The sequence below is a fragment of the Micromonospora phaseoli genome, assembly GCF_900109115.1.
GTDB lineage: Bacteria > Actinomycetota > Actinomycetes > Mycobacteriales > Micromonosporaceae > Micromonospora > Micromonospora phaseoli.
In genome coordinates, this window is record NZ_FNYV01000007.1 from 313,908 (window position 1) to 331,524 (window position 17,617).

At 72.0% G+C, this 17,617-nt stretch carries 11 protein-coding genes; 8 read left to right on the forward strand and 3 right to left on the reverse strand.

The annotated features are described in order from the left end of the window. The first annotated feature begins 119 nt into the window (after positions 1-119). Positions 120-548 (forward strand): DUF3151 domain-containing protein, encoded by a 429-nt coding sequence (locus tag BMY89_RS19660; protein WP_092381463.1) that lies wholly within the window; start codon positions 120-122, stop codon positions 546-548. A 64-nt stretch (positions 549-612) separates the two neighbouring features. On the opposite strand, the gene BMY89_RS19665 is transcribed toward BMY89_RS19660, so the two are convergent. After that, positions 613-2,664, reverse strand: coding sequence for a MinD/ParA family ATP-binding protein (locus BMY89_RS19665; RefSeq protein WP_092381464.1), 2,052 nt, complete (start codon positions 2,662-2,664; stop codon positions 613-615). A gap of 70 nt (positions 2,665-2,734) precedes the next feature. Next, positions 2,735-3,733, reverse strand: coding sequence for a diacylglycerol kinase family protein (locus BMY89_RS19670; RefSeq protein WP_092381465.1), 999 nt, complete (start codon positions 3,731-3,733; stop codon positions 2,735-2,737). Between the two features lie 125 nt (positions 3,734-3,858). Here BMY89_RS19670 and BMY89_RS19675 point away from each other — a divergent pair, with 125 nt between their 5' ends. The 7 genes from BMY89_RS19675 (at position 3,859) to BMY89_RS31370 (ending at position 16,373) form a co-directional block, all read left to right on the forward strand. Next, positions 3,859-5,148 (forward strand): adenylosuccinate synthase, encoded by a 1,290-nt coding sequence (locus BMY89_RS19675; RefSeq protein WP_092381466.1) that lies wholly within the window; start codon positions 3,859-3,861, stop codon positions 5,146-5,148. A gap of 176 nt (positions 5,149-5,324) precedes the next feature. Continuing rightward, entirely contained in the window at positions 5,325-6,242 is a 918-nt protein-coding gene (locus BMY89_RS19680; protein ID WP_092381467.1) for a type IV toxin-antitoxin system AbiEi family antitoxin domain-containing protein, read from the forward strand. Positions 6,243-6,332: 90 nt separating this feature from the next. Continuing rightward, the gene (gene purD / locus BMY89_RS19685; protein ID WP_092381468.1) at positions 6,333-7,583 is read left to right on the forward strand and encodes a phosphoribosylamine--glycine ligase; all 1,251 of its coding nucleotides are present in this window, start codon (positions 6,333-6,335) and stop codon (positions 7,581-7,583) included. 278 nt (positions 7,584-7,861) lie between these two features. Beyond that, complete coding sequence (locus tag BMY89_RS19690; protein WP_092381469.1) at positions 7,862-8,458, forward strand: hypothetical protein; 597 nt, start codon at positions 7,862-7,864, stop codon at positions 8,456-8,458. A gap of 119 nt (positions 8,459-8,577) precedes the next feature. Further along, on the forward strand, positions 8,578-9,210 hold the full coding sequence (locus BMY89_RS19695) for a hypothetical protein (protein WP_092381470.1): 633 nt from the start codon (positions 8,578-8,580) through the stop codon (positions 9,208-9,210). A gap of 139 nt (positions 9,211-9,349) precedes the next feature. Further along, positions 9,350-11,371 carry a flotillin family protein gene (locus BMY89_RS19700; RefSeq protein WP_092381471.1) on the forward strand — a complete coding sequence of 674 codons (2,022 nt, stop codon included), beginning with the start codon at positions 9,350-9,352 and terminating at the stop codon, positions 11,369-11,371. Continuing rightward, complete coding sequence (locus BMY89_RS31370) at positions 11,364-16,373, forward strand: DNA repair ATPase (protein WP_269766872.1); 5,010 nt, start codon at positions 11,364-11,366, stop codon at positions 16,371-16,373. The genes BMY89_RS19700 and BMY89_RS31370 overlap by 8 nt, the downstream gene beginning before the upstream one ends. 82 nt (positions 16,374-16,455) lie before the next feature. Here BMY89_RS31370 and BMY89_RS19710 read toward each other — a convergent pair whose 3' ends face one another. Next, complete coding sequence (locus tag BMY89_RS19710) at positions 16,456-17,601, reverse strand: serine hydrolase domain-containing protein (protein WP_092381472.1); 1,146 nt, start codon at positions 17,599-17,601, stop codon at positions 16,456-16,458. Positions 17,602-17,617: the final 16 nt, after the last annotated feature.

The window sequence follows — 17,617 nt, forward strand, 5'->3', positions numbered from 1 at the left end:
TAGTGGAAACGCTCCGACTCCGGCATGGGCCGCAGGCGTGACGGACCTCTCGGCCGTTCAGCCGACCCGCTTACCCGCCCCGCTCGCGGGCCGGCGTGCGAAGCGGGTTGAATGGGGCGATGCAGAACCTCTTGCCTGAGCCGCCCGCCACGCTCCTACCCGCCCACGTCGAGGCCGACGCCGCTCTGGCCGCGGCCGAGCAGGACGGCAGCGAGGCGGCGTTCGCCTCGGTGGCAGCCCGATTCCCGACGCACAGTGCGGCCTGGGCCGCGCTGGCCACCCGGGCCTTCGCCCAGGGCCAGGTCGTCACGGCGTACGCGTACGCCCGGACCGGCTACCACCGAGGTCTGGACCAGTTGCGCCGTAGCGGCTGGAAGGGGCACGGGCCGGTGCCGTGGTCGCACGAGCCGAACCGCGGCTTCCTGCGCTGCCTCTACGTGCTGTCCCGGGCCGCCGACGCGATCGCCGAGGCGGACGAGGCTGCCCGCTGTGCCCAGTTCCTCCGCGACTGCGATCCGGCTGCCGCCGACGCGCTGGCCAGCAACTGAACCACCCGGCGGCGGTCCCGGCCGGCCGAGGGAGCCGGCCGGCCCGACCGCCCTTCGGCCGGCGTTACAGTCCCTCGGCCACCGCTGCGGCGATCTTGAGCCAGGCGTCCCGGGTCGCCGCCGAGAGCTGGGCGTACCGGAGCGGCTCGCCGGTGTCGATGAGCCGCTCGTACGGGGCCAGCAGCACCGCCCGGGTGCGCGCGGCGAAGTGTTCCTGGATCGCGGGCAGGTCGATCTCCTTGCGGGACGGCGGCATGGAGACCACGGTGACCGCCTGCCGGACCAGCCGATGCCGCCCGCTCTGCTCCAGGTGGTCGAGCATCCGGGCGGCGGTCTCGGCCGAGTCGTTACGGGCCGACATGGTGACCAGCAGTTGGTCGGTGGCGTCCATCGCGGCCTGCCAGTTCTGCGCCCGGACGTTGTTGCCGGTGTCCACGAAGATCAGCTTGTAGAACCGGCTGACCACCTCGCGGATCTCGCCGAAGGCGGCGGCGGTGAGCATCTCACCGCCGGTGGCCGACTCGTCGGAGGCGAGGACGTCGAACATCCCCTCGCCCTGCGAGCGGACGTACTGCGACAGGTCACCGACCCGCCCCTGTGCGCCGTGGAACTGGCCGAGGTCCCGGAGCAGGTCCCGCACCGTACGCGAATGGAAGTCCTGCTGGGCACGCATGCCGAGGGTGCCCTGGGTCTCGTTGTTGTCCCAGGCCAGCACATACCCGCCGCGATTCTGACCGAAGGTCATCGCGAGCAGCAGGATGGCGACGGTCTTGCCGGCGCCGCCCTTCGGGTTGACCACGGTCACCTGCCGCAGCCCACCGAAGTTGCGGCGCACCATCTCGATGTCCCGCTTGCGCTCCAGCTCATGCCGCCCTGGCGGGAGCTTCACCAGGCCCGTCTTGTTGACCACGGCGCGGAGCCCGGTCGTCGCGACCGGATCGGCCGGGCGTACCTGCCGCCGGCGGGCGAAGTCCTCCGCGGTCGGCGGGGCACCCGTCTCCGGGCTCCACGCCGGCTCGGCATACCCCGGGGGCGTTCGGGACGTCGTGTTCGCCGACTGGTAGGGCTGCGGCGGCACCGGGTGGGTCACCGGCGGCGGCGCGTCCTGCTGCCAGGGTGCCGGATGCCAGGCCGGCTGCGGCGGGAACGGGCCGGGCGGCGCCGCCGCGTACGGCGGCTCGGCCTGCGGTGACACCGGCCCCGGATAGGGCTCCGCAGGTGGGCCCGCGTCCGGCGGCGGCGCGTGCGGCGTCGGCGGTATCACTGTGGGCTGGTACACCGGCCCGACGGCGGAACCGTGTTGCGGCACGGGCGGGGTGCCGTACTGCTGCGGCGGCACGAAGGGGGGTGGGCCGGCCTGCTGGGGCGTCGGCATTCCCGGAATCGGCCGGGGCATCGGTGGTAGCGGCTGAGCCGGCCCGGCCCAGTCCGGGCGGGCAGGGCGGTCGGTGTTGTCGACGGGTGCGGTGGCGTCGGAGGCAGGGCGCTGCGGTGGGTGGGCCCACGGCGACTCCGCCTGCGGTCGGGCCGTCGGGGGTGCGTCGCCGTCGCCGTTCACCGTGCCGTCGGAGCTGCTCGGGCCGGTGACCGCCGCTGGGTCGAGGGCGGTGTCGGACTCCTCGCCGGCCATCGAGTGGCGCCCGGTCGCGACCACCCCGACATCCCGGGTGGGGGCGAGCGAGGTGGACCGGTCCAGGGTGAAGGGCAGGTCGAGGTCGACCGGGGCGGGCTCCGGCTGCGGTGCGGGCGGGATCGGTGCGGACGGGTCCCACCCGCTGGCCTGCGGCGGACCCGCCGCACCGTTGGGGGCGTGTGGAGGGCCAGGCGGGCCGGTCGGGGTCGACACCCCGCCGACGGCCTCGCGCGGATCCGACTTCCAGGGGGCGGCGTCCGGCTCCCAACCGGTGGCGGGCGGCCCGCCACCGGTCAACGACGGGTAGTCGGCGGGCGACGGCGGTTGCCCGGCCGGTGGGGCAGGCGGTACCGGTGGCGGGGCACCCCAACCCGGCGGGCCGGAGCCGTCGATCTGGTCCGGTGGCCAGAGTGGTTCGATATCCCGCTCCGGCACCGCATGCTGGCCGGGCACGTGCACCCGGTCGGCGTTCTCGTCCACCACGGTTCCTCCCCATTCCTCCTGCCGAGGATAGGCCCACCGGCCGATCCCGGCCGCCGGTGCGTCGGCGAGGTCAGGCCTGCCAGACCGCCCAGGCACCCGGCTCGGTCCACCAGGACCGCTTACGTGTCAGTTGCCCCTCCACCCCGTCGTCCAGGTACGGCAGCGGGGTCGCGTCCCGGGGCAGCACCGATACGGCCCGGCCACGGGCCCGACGGACCTCCAGGCGGATCCGGCGTCGGCCGAACCGCGATCGGGTGACCACCGGCACCGCCACCGCCACCTCGACCAGCCCGTCGGTCGGGTCCGGTGTGGCGAGCAGGGTCACGTCGTCGAGGCGGGCGTACCCGCCCGCGTTGCCGATCGCACAGGCCAGCAGCGGATCGTCGCCAGCGGAGAGGACCGCGTCGTCCACCTCCACCCGGCCGCGCCAGTGCAGCGGGCGGCCGTCCTCGGCGGCGGCGCCGAGCAGCGCGCCGTCCACGGTCACCGAGCCACCGTCGTTGCGCAGCAGGTCGAGCCGGCGGGGGGTGCCGTCGAGCACCGCGGCGGCCACCGCGGCCGGGTCACGGGGCAGCCCGAGCTGCGCGGCGAGGTCGCGGTGCGCCGTGCTGCGCGCCGGGTCGAGCGGCAGTACGCCGATCGGGGGCAGGTCCGGCACCGTGCGGTTGTCGGCCAGGTCAGCCGGGCGGCGGCTGGGCGGCGGCGCGTACCGCCGGACCAGCCGGCGTAGCACGGCCCGCAACTGTGCGTCACCGGCCACGGCGACCACGAGGCGGGTCTTGGAATCGGGGTCGGGCCAGGTGAGGCCGTCCGGGCGGGGCGGCCCGTCCAGCCGGGCCAACACCTCGTCGATCTCCGCATCTGAGCGAGCGGTCAACGTCTCGACCCGTGCACCCCGGGCAGTGAGCGCGTCCGAGCAGGCCAGCACGGGTACGCGCGGTGTCTCGCAACGCTCGTCCCGATCCCTGGCGGCCTCGGTCGCACCGCCGCAGCAGGCTTCGCCGCTGCCACACCCGGCTCCCGGAGCGTTCCGCTCCGCGCCCAGGGTGAGCAGCACCACGTCGTACACGGGTAGCTCCCTCTGCTCCTCTCGACGCGACCCCTGCCGGTCGTGCCGTCACTACTTGTTAACCTGACACCCCGGGCTCGCTGACCGGTCGCCATCTGGCACCCGAGCCTTCTGGAGGCGAGAAGATGCCAGCGATCGTGCTCATCGGCGCTCAGTGGGGCGACGAGGGCAAGGGCAAGGTTACCGACCAGCTGGGTGAGCGGGTCGACTACGTCGTCCGCTACTCCGGCGGCAACAACGCCGGCCACACGGTGATCACCCCGGACGGGCAGAAGTACGCCCTGCATCTGATGCCGTCCGGTGCGCTGTCCCCGAACGCCGTGATCGTCATCGGCAACGGCGTGGTGGTCGACCCGAAGGTGCTGCTCAGCGAGATCGACGGATTGGCCGAGCGGGGCGTCGACGTGTCCCGGCTGCGCATCTCCGGCGACGCGCACCTGATCATGCCGCACCACCGGGCGCTGGACCGGGTGGTCGAGCGGTACCTCGGCAGCTCCCGGATCGGCACCACCGGCCGGGGTATCGGCCCGGCCTACGGCGACAAGGTCGCCCGGATGGGCATCCGGGTGCAGGACCTGCTCGACCCGGGCATCCTGCGCAAGAAGCTGGAGCTCGCGCTGCGCGAGAAGAACCAGGTGCTGTTCAAGGTCTACAACCGTAAGGCGATCGACGTCGACGCCACGATCGAGGAGTACCTGGAGTACGCGGAGCGGCTGCGGCCGTACATCGCGGAGACCCGGGCGATGCTCTGGGACGCCCTGGACCGTGGCGACACCGTGCTGCTGGAGGGTGCCCAGGCCACCATGCTCGACATGGACCACGGCACCTACCCCTTCGTCACCTCGTCGAACCCGACGGCCGGTGGGGCGTGCGTGGGGGCGGGCATCCCGCCGACCGCGATCACGAAGGTGATCGCGGTGAGCAAGGCGTACACCACGCGGGTCGGTTCCGGACCGTTCCCCACCGAGCTGTTCGACGACAACGGCCAGCACCTGCGCAAGGTCGGCCACGAGTACGGCACCACGACCGGCCGGGAACGCCGGTGCGGCTGGTTCGACGCGGTCGTCGCCCGGTACGCCTGCCGCCTGAACGGTGTCACCGACCTGGTGATCACCAAGCTGGACGTGCTCACCGGCCTGTCCACGGTACCGATCTGCGTCGGGTACGAGATCAACGGCAAGCGCGTCGACGACATGCCCATGACCCAGACCGACTTCCACCACGCCACCCCGATCTACGAGGAGCACGACGGCTGGTGGGAGGACATCACCAAGGCAAGAACCGAAGCCGACCTACCCGAGAACGCGAGACGCTACATCGCCCGCATCGAGCAACTCTGCGCCACCCGCGTCAGCGTCGTAGGCGTAGGCCCCGGCCGCGAAGAAAACGTAACCCGCCACCCCCTCCTCCCCTAACCCCACCCCTCCCCACCCCTCCCCACCCCCCACCAGCGTTGATCAAGAAGTTTGCGTCTGAATTTCAGGGCTGAGTCGACGCAAACTTCTTGATCAACGTGAGGTGCGGGGTCAGTTGTCCACAGGTTTGTCCACAGGGGCGGCGTGGGGCGGGCGGTGGGCGACAGCCTGGGTGGATGAACGAATCCGAGCTGTTGAATCGTGTGGCGGCGGGGCAGGGTGGGTTGGTGACGGCGGCGCAGGCGCTTTCCGCCGGCTACACCCGAAACCGGATCCGGCATCTGGTCAGGTCAGGACGCTGGACCAGGGTGGCCCGGGGGCGCTTTCTGCCGATGCCTGAGCTCGACCTGCTCCGCCGTCGCCGGGCGCGGATCCGCGCGGCGGTGGACAGCCTGGGGCGCGGGGCAGTGGCGGTCCTCGACACGGCCGCCGAACTGCACGGCGTCGCCGGCCTCAGGGCCACCGCCACGATCCACGTGTCGGTACCGCCGGACAGCCCTCGCCCGCAGCGCCGGAGCGACCCCGGACTCGTGGTGCATCAGCTCACGCTCGGTCCGACCGATGTGGACCTGGTCGCCGGGATCCCGGTCACCAACGCAGTACGTACTTTCGCCGACGTCATTCTCCGGGCCGGCCGGTATCCGGCGGTCTGTGTCCTGGACTCGGCGCTCAACCGGCAGCTGATCACCGAGGCGGAACTTGCGGCGATCCCACCGTTGATCTCTGGTCGGCGGGGCGCGGTGGCGGCGCGGAGGTGCCTGGTCGAGGCGGACGGCCGCGCGGAGTCACCGTTGGAGACCCGCACCCGGCTGCGATGCGTCGACGGGGGTGTTCCACCTGACGTGCTGCAGCTCGAGGTCCGGGACGACGACGGCTACCTGCTCGGCATCGGCGATCTCGGCTGGCGCCGATCCAGGGTGATCGCCGAGGCGGACGGCAGAGCGCCCCACGGCACACCCCAGGCAGTCTTCGAGGACCGCATCAGGCAGAACCGCCTCATCAACGCCGGCTGGAAGGTCCTCCGTTTCACCTGGTCCGACACGCTCCGCCCGGACTACATACCGGAGACCGTGCGCCGAGCCCTGAGCCGGTGATCAAGAGCTTTAGGTCGCGCGGACGCGGAATCTGAGACGAAAACTTCTTGATCAACGGGGTGGGGGACGGGGTGGGTAGGATGACTCGGCGTGCGGGTTCTTTTGCTTGGTGGTGGGGGGCGGGAGCATGCGCTCGCCCTGGGGCTGGCCGACGATCCGGCCGTCGAGATGCTGATCGCGGCGCCGGGTAATCCGGGGATCGCGGCGGTGGCCGAGCTTCGGGCCGTGGATCCGGCCGATCCGGCGGCGGTGGCCGGGCTGGCGGTCGAGGTGGGCGCGGACCTGGTCGTGGTCGGGCCGGAGGCACCCCTGGTCGCCGGGGTGGCCGACGCGGTACGGGCCAAGGGCATCGCGGTCTTCGGGCCGTCCGCCGAGGCGGCCCGCCTGGAGGGCTCCAAGACGTTCGCCAAGCAGGTGATGGCCGCCGCCGGTGTGCCCACGGCGCGGGCGTACACCTGTGCCGACGGGGCGAGCGTGGCCGCCGCGCTGGACGAGTTCGACCCGCCGTACGTGGTAAAGAACGATGGGCTCGCCGCCGGCAAGGGCGTCGTGGTCACCGATGACCGCGGTGCCGCCGAGGCCCACGCGCGCGAGTGCGGCCGGGTGGTCATCGAGGAGTACCTCGCCGGGCCCGAGGTGTCGCTGTTCGTGGTGACCGATGGCGAGGCGGCGGTGCCGCTGCTGCCGGCGCAGGACTTCAAGCGGGTGGGCGACGGCGACAGCGGCCCGAACACCGGCGGCATGGGGGCGTACGCGCCGCTGCCGTGGGCGCCGCCCGGATTGGTCGACGAGGTCATGCGCGACGTGGTGCACCCGACGCTGGCCGAGATGCGCCGCCGGGGTACGCCGTTCACCGGCCTGCTCTACGTCGGCTTGGCGCTCACCGCCGCCGGGCCCCGGGTGATCGAGTTCAACGCCCGCTTCGGTGACCCGGAGACGCAGGTGGTGCTCGCTCTGCTGGAGACGCCGCTGGGCGGCCTGCTGAACGCCGCAGCCACCGGCACGCTCGCCGACCACCCGCCGCTGCGCTGGCGGGCCGGTGCCGCGGTGACCGTCGTGGTCGCCGCGGGGGGCTATCCGGCGACGCCGCGTACCGGCGACGTGATCACCGGTGCGGAGCAGCCGGGCGTCATTCACGCGGGTACGGTGCGCCGGGCCGTCGACGGCGCGTTGCTCTCCGCCGGCGGCCGGGTCCTCTGTGGTACGGCCACCGGCGCTGACCTTTCCGCCGCCCGGGATGCCGCCTATCAGCTGGTACGCGACATCACGCTGGCCGGCTCGCACCACCGAGGCGACATCGCCGCCGCCGCGATCGACGGCCGGATCGCCCTCCCCGGCTGACTCGCGGCGCCGCCACCGCCACGACCGCGGATCCAGCACCTCCGTCGGGGCGGTCCACCCTGGTGCGGGTGCTCTTCGCCACGCCGCCGCTGGCCTCGTGGCGTTCACCCCCATCCCTGTCGTGAATTGCTCCGCCCACCGACGAGGAACGGATGGGTGGCAACGCGGTACACCGCCGTCGGCGTCTTACCCGCTGAGGGAGGTGGGATGGACGCCGATGAGTTCGAGACGTTCGTACGTGAGTCCACACCGGAGCTGCGCCGGTACGCGAGCGCGCGATGACCGACAGCCGGGAAGCCCTGCGCGAGGTCTGGAACGCCGACCCTGGACATCCGGACCGGGGTCCGCTGCCGGCGGTACGGGCCCGCCTTCGCCGCGGCCGACGGGCCCGGGCCGCCGCTGCCGTTGTCGCGTTGTGCTCGGTCGTCGGTACGGCGGTGTTCGCGGTCGCGACAGCGCAGTACGGCGATCCGCCCGCTCAGGTGACCGTCCCACCCGCCAGCCCGGCGGCGCCCGAGCTGCGCGGGCTGCCGTCCTACCTGCGCCCGGTCGATCCCACCGAAGCGGTGCTGCGGATGGCCCGACCGCAGATCGTGCCGATCGGGACCAGGTCGGCGTACGAGGGTGTCGGCCCGGTGTCCCGGGTGGTCGTGGTGTTCGACTTCGAGGCACCGCTGGGCCTGCCCGGAGAGCCGCGCGAGGTACGGGTGCCGATCGGCGCCCAGGCGCTGGCCACGGACGACGCGGCGACGTCCACGGCGTACCTGTCGGCGTGGGCGCCGGACGGGCGCAGCTGGTTCATGGCGGTGACGGCCGACGAGTCCGAGGTCCGGTCATCGACGTTGGATTCCCTCATCGAGGTCAATCTCAGCTGACCTTGGCCGGTCAGGTCGGTGGTACGGGCTGATCGGCCGCCCTGGGCCGTTGACACCCCGTGTCACGATCATCGTGCGGTGGCGGTTGAGCGCCAGCGGGTACGGGGAGGAGGACGCGGGTGACCGGCTTCATCGGCGCGGCACTCAGTTTTCCGACCGTGCTGTTCAGCTTCCTGTTGGTGGTCGTCGTCGGCTACTGGCTGCTGGTGTTGACCGGGGTGCTGGATCTCGGCGACGACCTGGACGTCGACGGTGTACCGGGCACCTTCCTCGCCGGTCTCGGTCTCGGCGGGGTGCCCAGCGCCGTCATCTTCTCCCTGCTCGTCGCGGTGGCCTGGTTCGTCAGCCTCGCCGGCACCGCGTTGCTCGACGGCCTCGGTCTCGGCGCCGGCACCCGGATCGCCGTCTCGGTCGGGGTGCTGCTGGCTGCCGCGGTCTCCGCGTGGCTGGTGACCCGGCTGGTCGCGGTGCCGTTGAGTCGACTGTTCCCGACGGAGACGGACGCCACCCGGCACGCCTTCGTGGGGCGTCTGTGTCTCGTCCGGACCGGTACGGTGACCGCCGACTTCGGTCAGGCCGAGGTGACCGCGGCCGACGGTTCGTCGGCGGTGGTGCAGGTCCGGCAGCCGGGCGACGAGCGGATGCCCGCCGGCAGCTCCGCGTTGATCTACGACTACGACACCGAGGGCGAGTTCTTCTGGGTGATGCCCGCCGGGCCCGCCTTCGATCCGATGAGACATATCCCCGAGTAACCAGCCCCGACACACCGCGGGAAGCCGGCCACCCCCTTGCGTCGGCCCGCCCCACGCTGCCCCTCAGACGCCTCGAAAGGAGGATGCGCGGCGTCCCGCCCGGCCCACCCGCCGGTCGCCACCGCCCGCGCGCCCAGCCATGGATGTCATCACCACCGGATTAGGTGTACTCCTTGCCGTCGTCCTGCTCGTCGCGCTCGGCGTGCTGTTCATGGTCAGTCGGCTGTTCCGCAAGGTCGAGCAGGGCAAGGCGCTGATCGTCTCGAAGGTCCGGCGGGTCGACGTGACCTTCACCGGCGCGGTCGTGCTGCCCGTGTTGAACAAGGCCGAGGTGATGGACATCTCGGTCAAGACGATCGACATCGAACGGACCGGCAACGAGGGTCTGATCTGCCGCGACAACATCCGGGCCGACATCCGGATCACGTTCTTCGTCCGGGTCAACAAGACCGTCGAGGACGTGATCAAGGTGGCGCAGGCGATCGGCACCGCCCGGGCAAGCGACCGGGAGACGTTGCAGGAGCTGTTCAACGCGAAGTTCTCCGAGGCGTTGAAGACGGTCGGCAAGCAGCTCGACTTCGTGGACCTCTACACCAAACGCGACGAGTTCCGGGACCAGATCATCCGGGTGATCGGCACCGACCTCAACGGCTACAGCCTGGAGGACGCGGCGATCGACTTCCTGGAGCAGACGCCGATGTCGCAGCTGGACCCGGCGAACATCCTCGACGCCCAGGGCATCCGGAAGATCACCGAGCTGACCGCGCTGGAGCACGTCCGGACCAACGAGTTCCGACGCAGCGAGGAGAAGGAGATCACCCGGCAGAACGTCGATGCCAAGGAGGCGATCCTGGAGTTGGAGCGCCGGCAGGCGGACGCCGAGGCCAAGCAGCAGCGCGAGATCGAGACGGTGCGGGCCCGCGAGCAGGCCGAGGTCACCCGGGTACGCGCGGAGGAGCGGCTGCGTGCCGAGACCGCCAACATCCGTACCGACGAGCAGTTGGGCGTCCAGCACGAGAACCGGGCCCGGGAGATCGCGGTGGCCGAGAAGAACCGCGAGCGGGTCATCGCCATCGAGACCGAGCGGATCGAGAAGGACCGCCTGCTGGAGGTCATCGGCCGGGAGCGGGAGACCGAGCTCAGCACGATCTCCAAGGACAAGGAGGTCGAGGCCGAGAAGCGGGCCATCGCCGAGGTGATCCGGGAGCGGATCGCGGTGGAGAAGACCGTGGCCGAGCAGGAGGAGAACATCAAGCGGCTGCGGGTGGTCGAGGAGGCCGAGCGGACCCGCCAGGCGGTGGTGATCCAGGCCGAGGCCGAGGCACAGGAGAACCTGGTCAAGGACATCAAGGCGGCGGAGGCTGCCGAGGCGGCGGCGAAGCACAAGGCTCGCGAGCAGTTGGTGCTGGCGGAGGCCCGTCAGCAGGCCGCCGAGCTGGACACCCGGGCGAAGATCCGGCTCGCCGAGGGGGTCCAGGCCGAGGCGGCGGCGGCCGGCCTGGCCGAGGTGCAGGTCCAGGAGCGCAGCGCCGAGGCGATCGAGAAGGTGGGTCGTGCCGAGGTCGCCGTGGAGCGGGACAAGGCGTTGCTCGTCGCCGACGCGGTCCGCGAGAAGCTGAAGGGCGAGGCCGAGGGTCTCACCGAGAAGGCCGCCGCGATGGCCGCGCTCGACGACGCGACCCGGCAGCACGAGGAGTACCGGCTGCGACTGGAGTTGGAGAAGGAGGTCCGGCTCGCCGGGCTGGACACCCAGCGACAGGTCGCCGAGGCGCAGGCCAAGCTGGTCTCCACCGGCCTGGAGAAGGCGAACATCGACATCGTCGGTGGGGACAGCGTCTTCTTCGACCGGCTGCTCAGCTCGATCTCGTTCGGCAAGAGCGTGGACGGCTTCGTGGCCCACTCGGAGGTGGCGAGAAACCTCGCCCAGCCGTGGCTGGACGGCAGCGCCAGCTTCACCGACGACCTGGCCCGCATGGTCGGCTCGCTGGACAGCGCCGACGTGCAGAACCTCACCCTGTCGGCGTTCCTGATGCAGCAGATGCGCTCCGGCGGCGCCGACAAGGGCAAGCTGCAGGAGTTGCTGAAGGCGGCGCAGCGCCTGGGTGTGGCGGACACCCCGGTGGCGGCCCTCACCGGTCCGCAGCAGCGCGCCGGTGAGTGAGTCGACCGCCGGTCCGGACGCCGACGTGGGTTCGGACGCCGGCGTCGGTACGGGGCCGGACGACGGTAGCTACGAGGTGCTCCGCCGGCGGCTCGCCGGCCAGGCGGCTGAGCTGGCCCGACGGGCGGAGACGCTCAACGCCCGCCGGCTGGAGGTCTTCGGCAGCACCGAGCTGCGGCTGCTGAGCACCGAGCGGATCCGGACCGAGCACAACTGCGTACCCCGTGACATCGTCTCGGTCGGCGGGCTGATGCTGTTCGGCTACAACGTCTTCATCGGGTTGAAGCCGGAGACGACCGTCGACGACGTCTTCTCGCTGCACCGGTTCACCAGGGAGCCCGGCGAGGACGGGCCGGACGCGGCCGGGTTCCGCTTCGACGAGGCCGGCCACGACGAGCTGCCCGGTCTGCTGCGCGACCCGCAGTTCGTCCGCGACTTCGGTGAGCTGTACCGCTACTACCGGCAGGCCCGCCTGCTGCAGCTGCGCCGGGTCGACGGCCGGCTGCTGGCGGTCTTCCAGACCGGGCCGCGTACCGAGGACATCCGGGTGCTGCGCTGGCGGGTCGGCGTCGACGGCGTGCCCGAGTACCTGGACAGCCGGGGCGAGCGGGACCACGTCTTTCCACCGACGCACGACTTCGAGTGGGTCGAGACCACCCGCGAGGACCACATCCTCGGCCGGCATCCGCACATCTCCATCGACGGTGAGGTCTTCGTCGAGACGGTGGGCGGAACGCTGACCGTCAAGGTGGAGAACAACACCGAAGTCGGCGAGGGCATCTACAGCGAGCCGGTGGACGAGCCGTTGCAGAGCCTCGCCGACGCCGACGTGCACTGGGCCCGGGTGGGACCGCTGATCCTGCTGCGGCTGCGGCCGTACAAGGAAACGCAGTGGCGGCACCTGGTCTTCAACACGCTCACCCGCGAGGCGGTCCGGCTCGACGGCATCGGTGTCGCCTGTCAGCGGCTGCCGGAGGACCACGGCATCATCTTCCCGGGCGGATACCACCTGGCCACCGGCGTCACGCGTACCTTCGAAACCGACGTCTCCGGGTTGGAGTTCGAGCGGGTGGTGCGGTCGCCCAACGGCGAGGACGTGCTCTACGTCTTCCACGCCCGCTCCGACGGGCGCACGCTGCTGCTGCCGTACAACGCGATCCGCAAGGAGGTGGCCGCGCCGATCCCGTGCCACGGCTTCTCCCTCTTCGACGACGGCACGCTGGTGGTGTTCCGGGCGGTCTCCGAGGAGCCGACCCGGGTCCACCCGATGCAGGTCTGGCAGACGCCGTACGTCTCGGACGCGTACGCGGCGGCACAGCCGGCCGGCACCGGGCCGTTGGAGCGGGTCGGCAACGCGGACCTGGTACGCGGCATCTCGGACTCCCTCTCCGCGGCCAGGATGGTCGACAGCAACGCCACCGCCGGGGTCTACGAGGCGCTGATCGCCGCCTGCGCCCGGATCGCCGATCACTACCACTGGCTCGGCGAGGACGAGCTCGGCGACCTGGCCACGCCGCTGACCGGGCTACGCCGCACCGCCGCCGCCGTGCTGGAGGAGCACGAGAAGGTCCGTACGCTCACCGAGCGGGCCCGCGCCGAGCTGGACGACAGTGCCGAGCAGATCGCCTCGCTGGCCCGGCGGGCCCGGGGTGAGGCGCCGCTGACCGCCGACGACTGGGTCACCCAGCTCGGTGGACTGCGCCGGGCCCGCGGGCACCTGGAGACACTGCGGGAGCTGCGGTACGTCGAGCACGACCGGATCGACGAGCTGGCCGGCCGGCTGGACGAGGAGCTGGCGGTGGCCGGCCGCCGGGCGGTGGAGTTCCTCCGCCGGGACGAGGCGTTCACCGGCTACCAGCAGGAGGTGGAGCGGCTCGCCACGAAGGCCGCCGGGATCGACACGGTGGCGCAGGCCGGCACGGTCCGCGACGAGCTGGCGGCCCGTACCGACGGTCTGCAGACCATCACCGACGTGGTGGGCGGGTTGGACATCGCCGACGCGACGCTGCGGACCGGCATCCTGAGCCGGGTCGGTGAGGTGCTCGGCGCGGTCAACCGGGCCCGTGCCGTGCTCGACAAGCGGCGCGCGGAGCTGGCCGCCGCGGAGGGGCGGGCCGGTTTCGCCGCCGAGTTCGCCCTGCTCGGTCAGGCGGTGACCGGTGCGCTGGCGGCGGCCGACACCGCCGAACGCTGCGACGAGCAGCTCGGCCGGCTGCTGCTGCGGGTGGAGGAGCTGGAGTCCCGGTTCGGCGAGTTCGACGACTTCCTCGCCGAACTGGCCACCCGGCGCACCGACATCTACGAGGCATTCTCGTCCCGCAAGCAGGCCCTGCTCGACGAGCGGTCCCGCCGGGCCGACCGGCTCGTCACCTCCGCCGAGCGGATCCTGGTCAGCGTGCAGCGGCGGGCCGGCAGCCTCGGCTCACTCGACGAGATCAACACCTATTTCGCGGCCGACCCGATGGTGGGCAAGCTGCGCTCGGTGGTCGAGGAGCTGCGTACCCTCGGCGACGCGGTGCGGGCCGAGGAGCTGGACGGCCGGGTCCGGGCCGCCCGCCAGGAGGCCGGTCGCGGCCTGCGCGACCGCCTCGACCTGTACGCCGACGGCGGCGAGACGATCCGGCTGGGCCGGCACCGCTTCGCCGTCAACACCCAGCCGATCGACGTGGCGGTGGTACCGGCCGAGGGTCGGATGGTGGTCGCGGTGACCGGCACCGACTACCGCGCCCCGGTACGGGACGAGGCGTTCCAGCAGACCAGCCGGTTCTGGGACCAGCTGCTGGTCTCCGAGTCGGCGCAGGTGTACCGGGCCGAGTACCTGGCCACCGCGATCCTGGCCGCCGCCGAGGCCGGCCGCGACGGACCCGACCTGGACGAGCTGCACGCGGCGGCGGTGGACGCCGACGGGCTGCGGGAGCTGGTCCGGCGGATCGCCGAGACCCGCTACGACGAGGGGTACGAGCGCGGCGTGCACGACCACGACGCGGCCGAGATCCTGCGGGTGCTGCTGCGCCTGCACGCCGGTGCCGGACTGCTGCGCTACCCGCCGGCCGACCGGGGCGCCGCCCAACTGTTCTGGCGCCACGGCACCGACGAGCCGGCCCGGTCCGCCTGGACGGCCCGGGCCGCCTCGCTTTCCCGGGCCCGGGAACGGTTCGGTCGCGCGGGCGGCGAGGATGCCGCCGACCGGCTCTGCACCGAGCTGGCCGAGGCGGTCGAGAATTTCCTGTCGCACACCGGGCTGCCGCTGCCGGCCGGCGGCACCGGGCTGGCCGGCGAGTATCTCTTCGCGGAGCTGGCCACGCCGCCGGTGCGGTTCGTCAGCGGCAGCGGAGCACGTGCCCTGCTGGACCGGTTCCGCCGGGCGCTCGGCGGCCCGCGATCCCGGTCTTCCCGGGAGTTCGACGACGACCTGCGGGCCCTCGGCGACGACCTGGCCGGCCGGTACCAGCTGGTCCAGGCGTGGCTGACCGCGTTCCTCGCCACCGACGACGGGAATCTGTCGGGGTACGACCTGCCGGAGGCGGTCGCCATCGAGCTGTGCGGCCCCGAGCTGGCCCGGGAGGACAGCGCCGCGACCATGGCGGAGACCGTCGGCGGCCTGCTCGGTGCCCACCGGCGTGTCGAGGGGTCGACGCTCGCCGTGCGACTGGACGAGACGCTGGCCCGTACCCGCGCGTTCCGCACCGAACTGGTCCCGGCGTACCGGGACTACCAGCGGCGACGCAACGCGGTCGTGGACGCCGAGCGGGAGCGGCTGCGGCTGGAGGAGTACCGGCCGAAGGTGATGAACGCGTTCGTCCGCAACCGGCTGCTCGACGAGGTGTACCTGCCGCTGATCGGTGACAACCTGGCCCGGCAGCTCGGTGCCACCGGGGACGGCAAGCGGGTCGACCAGTCGGGCCTGCTGCTGCTGATCTCGCCGCCCGGCTACGGCAAGACCACGCTGATGGAGTACGTCGCCAGCCGGCTTGGCCTGGTCTTCGTGAAGGTCAACGGGCCGGCACTGGGCACGAAGGTCACCTCGCTGGACCCGGCGGAGGCCCCCGACGCCACCGCCCGGCAGGAGGTCGAGAAGATCTCCTTCGCCTTGGAGCTGGGCAGCAACGTGCTGCTCTACCTGGACGACATCCAGCACACCAATCCGGAGCTGTTGCAGAAGTTCATTTCGCTCTGCGACGGGCAACGCCGGATGGAGGGTGTCTGGGAGGGCCGCACCCGCACCTACGACCTGCGCGGCAAGCGGTTCGCGGTGTGCATGGCGGGCAACCCGTACACCGAGTCGGGCAAGCGTTTCCGGGTGCCGGACATGCTCGCCAACCGGGCCGACGTCTGGAACCTCGGCGACGTGCTCTCCGGCCGGGAGGAGGTGTTCGCCCTCAGCTACGTGGAGAACGCGCTCACCGCCAACCCGGTGCTGGCGCCGCTCTCCGGACGGGAGCGCGCAGACCTGGAACTGCTGGTCCGGATGGCCCGGGGTGACGACACCGTGCGCGCCGACCAGCTGTCCCACCCGTACCCGCCGGTGGAGCTGGAGCAGATCGTCTCGGTGCTGCGCAAGCTGCTGCGGGTACAGCAGGTGGTGCTGGCCAACAACCAGGCATACATCGCCTCGGCGGCGCAGTCGGACGACGCGCGGGTCGAGCCGCCGTTCCAGCTTCAGGGGTCGTACCGCAACATGAACAAGCTGGCCGAGCGGATCGTCCCGGTGCTCACCGACGACGAGCTGGAAGCAGTGATCGACGATCACTACCTGGGCGAGGCGCAGACCCTGGCGGCGGGCGCGGAGGCGAACCTGCTCAAGCTCGCCGAGCTGCGCGGTCGGCTGAGCCCGGAACAGGCCGCCCGCTGGGCCGAGGTGAAGGACGCCTTCCGGCGCTCGCGGGCCCTCGGCGGAGCGGGCGACGACCCGGTCGACCGGGCGGTGGGCGCGCTCGGCCTGCTCGCCGACCGCGTCAGCGCAGTGGCCGCCGCCATCGGGAAAGGAAGGGCCCCTTCTTAACGCCTCAGGTAGAGCAGGGGCCCCCTATTAACAGTTGCTGAGCGCGGAGCCGGCCGTCCCGGCTCCGCGCTCAGGCACCGGCTCAGGCGAGCGCCAGGACGGCAGCGAAGACTCGTTGGGCGAGCGCCGACTGGCCGTCGGCCTTCGCGTCGGTCGGGGTGGCGGCGAACGCGAGGCGGGTGCTGCCGTCGTCGAGGGCTCCGACAAGAGCCTGATAGCCGTACCGGGCGCCGGACTTGCCCCAGAACGTACGGCCGTCGGGCAGCCGTACCGAGGAGAGCCCACCGTTGCTGTACCCCGCGCCGGCCCACGGGTGGGTGAACAGCTCACGCTGCTGCGCGGGGGCGAGAAGGCGGCCGTCGAACAGTGCGGCGGCGAACCGATCCAGGTCGGCCAGGGTCGAGACGAGGTCACCGGAGGCGGGGGTGAAGGTCTGGCTCCAGCGCGTAGCGTCGATCAATTCGGTCCGACCGTCGCTGGCCACCTGCTGGTAGCCCCGGACGTGCGGTCCACGGATGCCGGTGGCGGTGCCGGGCGCGTACGTGTCGCGCAACCCGAGTGGCCGGAAGATCCGCTGCCGCATCTGCTCCGGGTACGACGTGCCGGTCACCCGCTCGATCAGGATGCCGGCGACGATGTAGCCCATGTTGGTGTAGCGCTGCGCCGACCCGGGAGCGTACTCCGGCGGGTTCGTCAGTGCCGTCCGGACGATCTGCTCCGGGGTCCACCGGTCGTAGCGGTGCGCGAGTTGCCAGTCGAGCCCATCGGGCAGGACCGGGCTGGGCAGGCCGCTGGTGTGGGCGAGCAGCTGCCGCACGGTGATGGTCGGCCAGTCGGCCGGGATCAGGTCCGGTAGGTGGGGCCGGACCGGCTCGTCGAGGTCCAGCTGGCCCTCCGCCACCAGCTGGTACACCACGACGGCGGTGAAGACCTTGGTCACGCTGCCGATCCGGATGCGGGCGTCCGCCGGCACCGGTGTCGCCGACCGCAGATCGCGTACGCCGAAGGCGCCGCGCCAGCAGCCCTCCGGTGTGGTGACCTTCAACTGCACGCTGGTGGTGGTGAGTTCACGGTCGGGGACCTCGCCGACGGCCGCGACCAGGCCGGCGGGGTCGAGTGTGCCGGCGGGGCAGCCTCGGTGAGTCGCGTTGGCGGGTGCCGTCAGGGTTCCGGCCAGGAGCATGCCGAGGGTGATCCCGGCGATCAGACCACGTCTGTCGATTCGCATCGGCTGAGCCTGCCGG

What these genes read in the sequence shown, in the direction of transcription:
- BMY89_RS19660 (WP_092381463.1), top strand. Translation starts at nt 120, where the DNA reads ATGCAGAACCTCTTGCCTGAGCCGCCCGCCACGCTCCTACCCGCCCAC.
- BMY89_RS19675 (WP_092381466.1), top strand. Translation starts at nt 3,859, where the DNA reads ATGCCAGCGATCGTGCTCATCGGCGCTCAGTGGGGCGACGAGGGCAAG.
- BMY89_RS19680 (WP_092381467.1), top strand. Translation starts at nt 5,325, where the DNA reads ATGAACGAATCCGAGCTGTTGAATCGTGTGGCGGCGGGGCAGGGTGGG.
- BMY89_RS19690 (WP_092381469.1), top strand. Translation starts at nt 7,862, where the DNA reads ATGACCGACAGCCGGGAAGCCCTGCGCGAGGTCTGGAACGCCGACCCT.
- BMY89_RS19700 (WP_092381471.1), top strand. Translation starts at nt 9,350, where the DNA reads ATGGATGTCATCACCACCGGATTAGGTGTACTCCTTGCCGTCGTCCTG.
- BMY89_RS19710 (WP_092381472.1), bottom strand. Translation starts at nt 17,601, where the DNA reads ATGCGAATCGACAGACGTGGTCTGATCGCCGGGATCACCCTCGGCATG.